5 protein-coding genes are annotated in these 4437 nt (G+C 54.0%); 1 reads left to right on the forward strand and 4 read right to left on the reverse strand.

Annotated features, from left to right (window positions below):
- Positions 1 to 141 precede the first annotated feature (141 nt).
- The 4 genes from B5F27_RS15735 to B5F27_RS15750 are packed head-to-tail and all read right to left on the reverse strand — an operon-like array spanning position 142 to position 3178.
- On the reverse strand, positions 142 to 804 hold the full coding sequence (locus B5F27_RS15735) for an HAD family phosphatase (protein WP_087369002.1): 663 nt from the start codon (positions 802 to 804) through the stop codon (positions 142 to 144).
- Between the two features lie 13 nt (positions 805 to 817).
- On the reverse strand, positions 818 to 1234 hold the full coding sequence (locus tag B5F27_RS15740) for a hypothetical protein (protein ID WP_055188985.1): 417 nt from the start codon (positions 1232 to 1234) through the stop codon (positions 818 to 820).
- Positions 1235 to 1255: 21 nt separating this feature from the next.
- Positions 1256 to 2143, reverse strand: a complete 888-nt coding sequence (locus B5F27_RS15745) for a fructoselysine 6-kinase (RefSeq protein WP_087369003.1) — start codon at positions 2141 to 2143, stop codon at positions 1256 to 1258.
- Between the two features lie 24 nt (positions 2144 to 2167).
- Positions 2168 to 3178, reverse strand: coding sequence for an SIS domain-containing protein (locus B5F27_RS15750; RefSeq protein ID WP_087369004.1), 1011 nt, complete (start codon positions 3176 to 3178; stop codon positions 2168 to 2170).
- Positions 3179 to 3541: 363 nt separating this feature from the next.
- Between B5F27_RS15750 and B5F27_RS15755 the strand changes: the two genes are divergently transcribed.
- Positions 3542 to 4255, forward strand: coding sequence for a GntR family transcriptional regulator (locus tag B5F27_RS15755; RefSeq protein ID WP_087369005.1), 714 nt, complete (start codon positions 3542 to 3544; stop codon positions 4253 to 4255).
- Positions 4256 to 4437: the final 182 nt, after the last annotated feature.

A 4437-nucleotide genomic window follows, 5' to 3' on the forward strand; every position in this document is an offset into this window, starting at 1 on the left:
TTTTCTTGAATTCCGGTGTATATCTCTTGTTTGGCTTCCCTTTTGGCACAATAAAACACCCCATTTGTTTTCAGTATACCATACTGTCTAACAAATGGGGTGCAGTTCATTTGTACCGGTTTGGTCTGTTTTGTCATAAAATCAGAATGGAGAAAGATTCTGAAAAAGTGGGATTTGTCGGTAAAGATGAAAATCAGAAAGGGCGAAATCTGCCGCAGAGACGTCCTGACGGATAGAACTGCCGGTATAGCCCAGCACGGTACAGCCGGCGGCTTTTCCGGCACGGATGCCTGTGGGAGAATCCTCGATGACCAGACAATCGTCGGGGGCAAGCCCCAGAAGCTGCGCTGCCCGCAGATAAGGTTCCGGATCGGGCTTGCGCCGAGTGACCATATCGCCACAGACCACCACATCGAACTGTGAGACCAGATGCAGGCGGTCGAGTGCGGTCAGAATGAGCTGTGACCGGGTGGAGGAGACTACGCCGGTGCGAATGCCCTGTGCGCGAAGCGCATAGAGAAACTCCCGCAGCCCAGGCTGCGGATGCAGGTCGGCGCCGTTTTCGTAGTAGTTGCCGCGGCGTGCACGTTCGGCCTGCAGCTGCTCCAGAGTGACTGGCGTTTCTGCCCGCTTCAGCAGTGCTTCAAGCAGAGAAGGATCATTGATGCCCACCAGTACGCTCCGATCTGCGTCTGTCAGCCGGACCCCAAAATGCGCAAGAGCAGCGGCAAGATAGTCGGCGTTCCGTTCCTCGGTATCGGCAATCACACCGTCAAAGTCAAAGAGGACGCATCGGATCGGCATAAAAAGCTCCTTTTCACTCTGCGAGGATCTTGCGTGCACGCTCCTGAATGTCGGCGATCTGAGCAGCGGTCAGGTCGGCAAGGTCGCTGTTTTCCATAGAGCAGTTGGAGTCCTGCACATAGATCACTTTGGTGTCTTTCTGCGTGATGGAGTAGAACCAGCACTCAGCGGGAACATTGTATACCTTGCCCTGCTGCATGGGGGTCAGCTCGATATTCTTGAAGCTGCCGCCCTCGCGCTCGGCGGTGATGAGGATTGCCTTACCAGCGGCAAGGATGAACTGCTCGTCGGTGGAGTGATGGATCTCCAGATGAGCAATGCCGGCAATGTCGTTGTCGGGCTTCCAGTTCTTGATGCAAACCAGCCATTTGGGGTTCTTATAAACGCAGAGGATGCCTTCCGCGTTGTTTTCATACTGATCAGGTCTCATGAAAATGCCTCCTGTTTTATTTTACAGTTCAGTGCGTCCCACGATGGGGGTTCCGTAGCCGAAGGCGCCTTCCTTGGCGCACATTTTTGCAGCAAATGCTGCGCCGATCTGCATGGCTTGCTGCAGATGCGCGGCGTTTTCTTCTTCGGTGCCTTCCAGCAGAGCGCCGCTCTTGGAAGACTTCAGCAGCGAGCAGAGGAAAGCGGCAAAGTAGGAGTCGCCGGCGCCCATGGTATCAATGGCGTCATCTGCGTGTACGGCGGAGGCGTAGTAGGTCTTGCCGTTGTACAGCACATAGGAGCCGTCCTCACCGATGGTGCCCAGCACGATGGAAACGCCGTGGTCGGCGGCCTTCTGCATCTCGCGGGCGCGGTCCTCGGCACTCAGGTGTGCGCAGGACAGGATGGCCACGGTGATATAAGGGCAGACCTTTTCCAGATAGGCGTCGGTCCATCGGGTAGAAAAGTCATAGGCGATGGGTACGCCGGCCGTGTGCAGGAAGGGAAGGTCCTCTTCGATATAGCTGTTGAGGTTGGTGTAGATCAGGTTGAAGCCTTTGATGTACTCCAGATCTTCCTGCGTGAAGTCGAAGCTGTGCTCTTTGGCGACGCCGCCCTTGTTGGAACCAAGAAAGACGCGGTCGTTGCCCTTGAGCGTGACCATGGCAAAGCCGTTTTCGCCCTCAAAATGGCGGCAGTGGCTGATGTCGATGCCCAGCTCGTGCAGGATCTTCTGGTTGTAGGCGGCGACCTCATCGCTGCCAAACTTGCCCAGATAAGCGGAAGGCACACCGTTTGCTGCGGCATAGGCGCAGGTGTTGACGCACTGGCCGCCGGGGTACATCTTCCCACGAGAGAGGTATTTGTCGCACACATTATCGCCGATGGCGATGATCTTGACTGCGCTCATCGTATCAGATCCTTTCCGTCTATATCAGTATGCGACCTTCCACATATAGCGGCGGGTGGTCAGCGGATGCTGGCGGGTCTCAGCGAGGGCGTGATTGTAGATGGGATAGACATTGTTGAACAGAGAGTGGTTGAAGTAGTCTACGACAGCGGGATCGATGACCGACAGGCCCAGCTCCTTGGCGTCCAGCACCTCGATGCGCTTTGCATAGGTGTGCAGGAACTTGAGGCAGCGTTCGTCCAGCTCACGGGTGGAACCCTCGGACACCTGAATGACGAAGGGGGTGTTGGCGTCGGTGACTTCGAAGGGGCCATGGAAGAACTCACCGGTGTGGATGGTGCCAGAGTGGATCCACTGCATCTCCATGAAGATGCAGATGCTCTCCATGTAAGCGGCACCGTAGCCTGCGCCGCTGCCCATGGTGTAGATGACGGAGTCGTTCTTGTACTCCTCGGCAAAGTCCAGAGCGCGCTGGGCCACATGAGCGCGGGCCTTGCGGATCACGGTGGTGATCATGCCGGCACCCTGCTGGAACTTATCGTAGTTGCTGTAGCCCTCGGTCTGATTCAGCAGCTCCACGGCGACCTGCAGGGCGCACATGGTCTTTTCACCGGCGTAGTCGATGTCACCGGCGAGGTGATCCGGGCTGGCGTCGAAGGAGTAATGGATGATGTAATCGCCGAACTCGATGATCTCAGACTCTTCCAGCCAAGTCAGGATGATAACAGCAGCGCCCATCTCCTTGCCCAGCTTTGCAGCGGCAATGGTTTCGGGAGTGTTGCCCTTGTGGCAGGCAAGGCAGATGATGGAGTTCTTGCCGAAATCGCGGGGCGTGCTGTGGACGAACTCGTTGCTGCTCACCCAGCCGGACTTCAGCGTCAGGCTCTCGCGCTCCATAAAGGTCTTTGCAGGGTACAGAGCACCCAGAGAGCCGCCGCAGCCCACGAAATAGATGTTCTTGACGCCGCCCTCGTCCTTCTTGTTCTCCAGAATTTCAGCGACGATGGCCTTGATGTCAGTGTACTTGTAATGCATTGTATTACCCTCCTGCATTTCATATTAAACTGTCTCGATTTCTTCCGGTGGTTTCCGGAAGAACTTTCCTTGCCATGATGATAATACAAAGCAATACAAATGTCAATACCGAAAATAGGACAAAAAATTGTGCATTTCTTACAAGGAACGAAATGAAATGTGGCTGGCTTCCTATATAAACAGGGGGTGCTGGAAAACGGCCCTGCACAGACGCAAGGGAGAAAAAATTTGTTTTTCCTCTTTACGTACGGATAAAACTTATATATAATAAGTTTGTATTGTAACATATTTGCGGGGCACGCAAAAAAGTAAATTGAAAATAAACCGTATTTCGTGATAAAAATAAGAACGGGAGAATATACCATGAGTTTGGATAATACAATTTCAACGCCGCTGTTTCAACAGCTCGCCGCAACACTGCGTGCGGCTATTGATGCGGGCGAGTATCCCCCGGGCAGCCGTCTGCCAACGGAAAATGAACTCTGCGAGCGCTATTCGGTCAGCCGCGTCACGGTGCGTAAAGCACTGGATGAGCTGTCTCAGGGAGAATTTCTGGTGCGCAAGCCTGGCAAGGGCACGTTTGTTGCGGAAAAGAAGATCCAGCGAAAGCTGGATGGCGTGCTGAGCTACACCAATATGTGTCATATGATGGGATACCAGCCCGGCGCAAAGACGATCAAGATTGCACTGGAACAGCCCACGGAGGAAGAACGGGGGCAGCTTGGGCTGAAAAAAGACGAACAGACGCTAGTTGTGGAGCGTCTGCGCCTTGCGGACGGCAGACCGATGATGTTGGAGACCAGCAAATTTCCGGAGAGCTTTTTCTTTCTGTTCAATGCAGATCTGACCAATGCCTCTCTGTATGAGACGATCCGAAAGGAAACGGGCATCGTATTCACACGCTCAGATAAAGTCCTTGAGATCGTGTTTGCGAACCATCAGGAGGCCAAGTATCTGGGTGTGGTAAAGGGCTACCCGCTGCTGTCCATCAAGAGCGTGGTGCACGATCAGAGCGGGGAACATTGCTATCTGAGCCGTCAGCTCTGCATCGCGGATAAGTTTAAGCTCATGGTCTGAGCTGTCAAAGATGGGTACAACAAAAAGACGTACCTGTGTATAAAAATAAAAAGAGAGCGTCCCTGAAACAGAATTTGAACCGCCCCATATTGTGCGGACAGTACAAAAAAGAGGCCTGCAAGGGGTAGAACAAGCGAATCAAAGACTGGCCTGGCGAAGCGAGAGCGGAGCCAGGCCAGTCT

It is taken from the genome of Faecalibacterium sp. An192 (genome assembly GCF_002160175.1).
Taxonomy (GTDB): domain Bacteria; phylum Bacillota; class Clostridia; order Oscillospirales; family Ruminococcaceae; genus Faecalibacterium.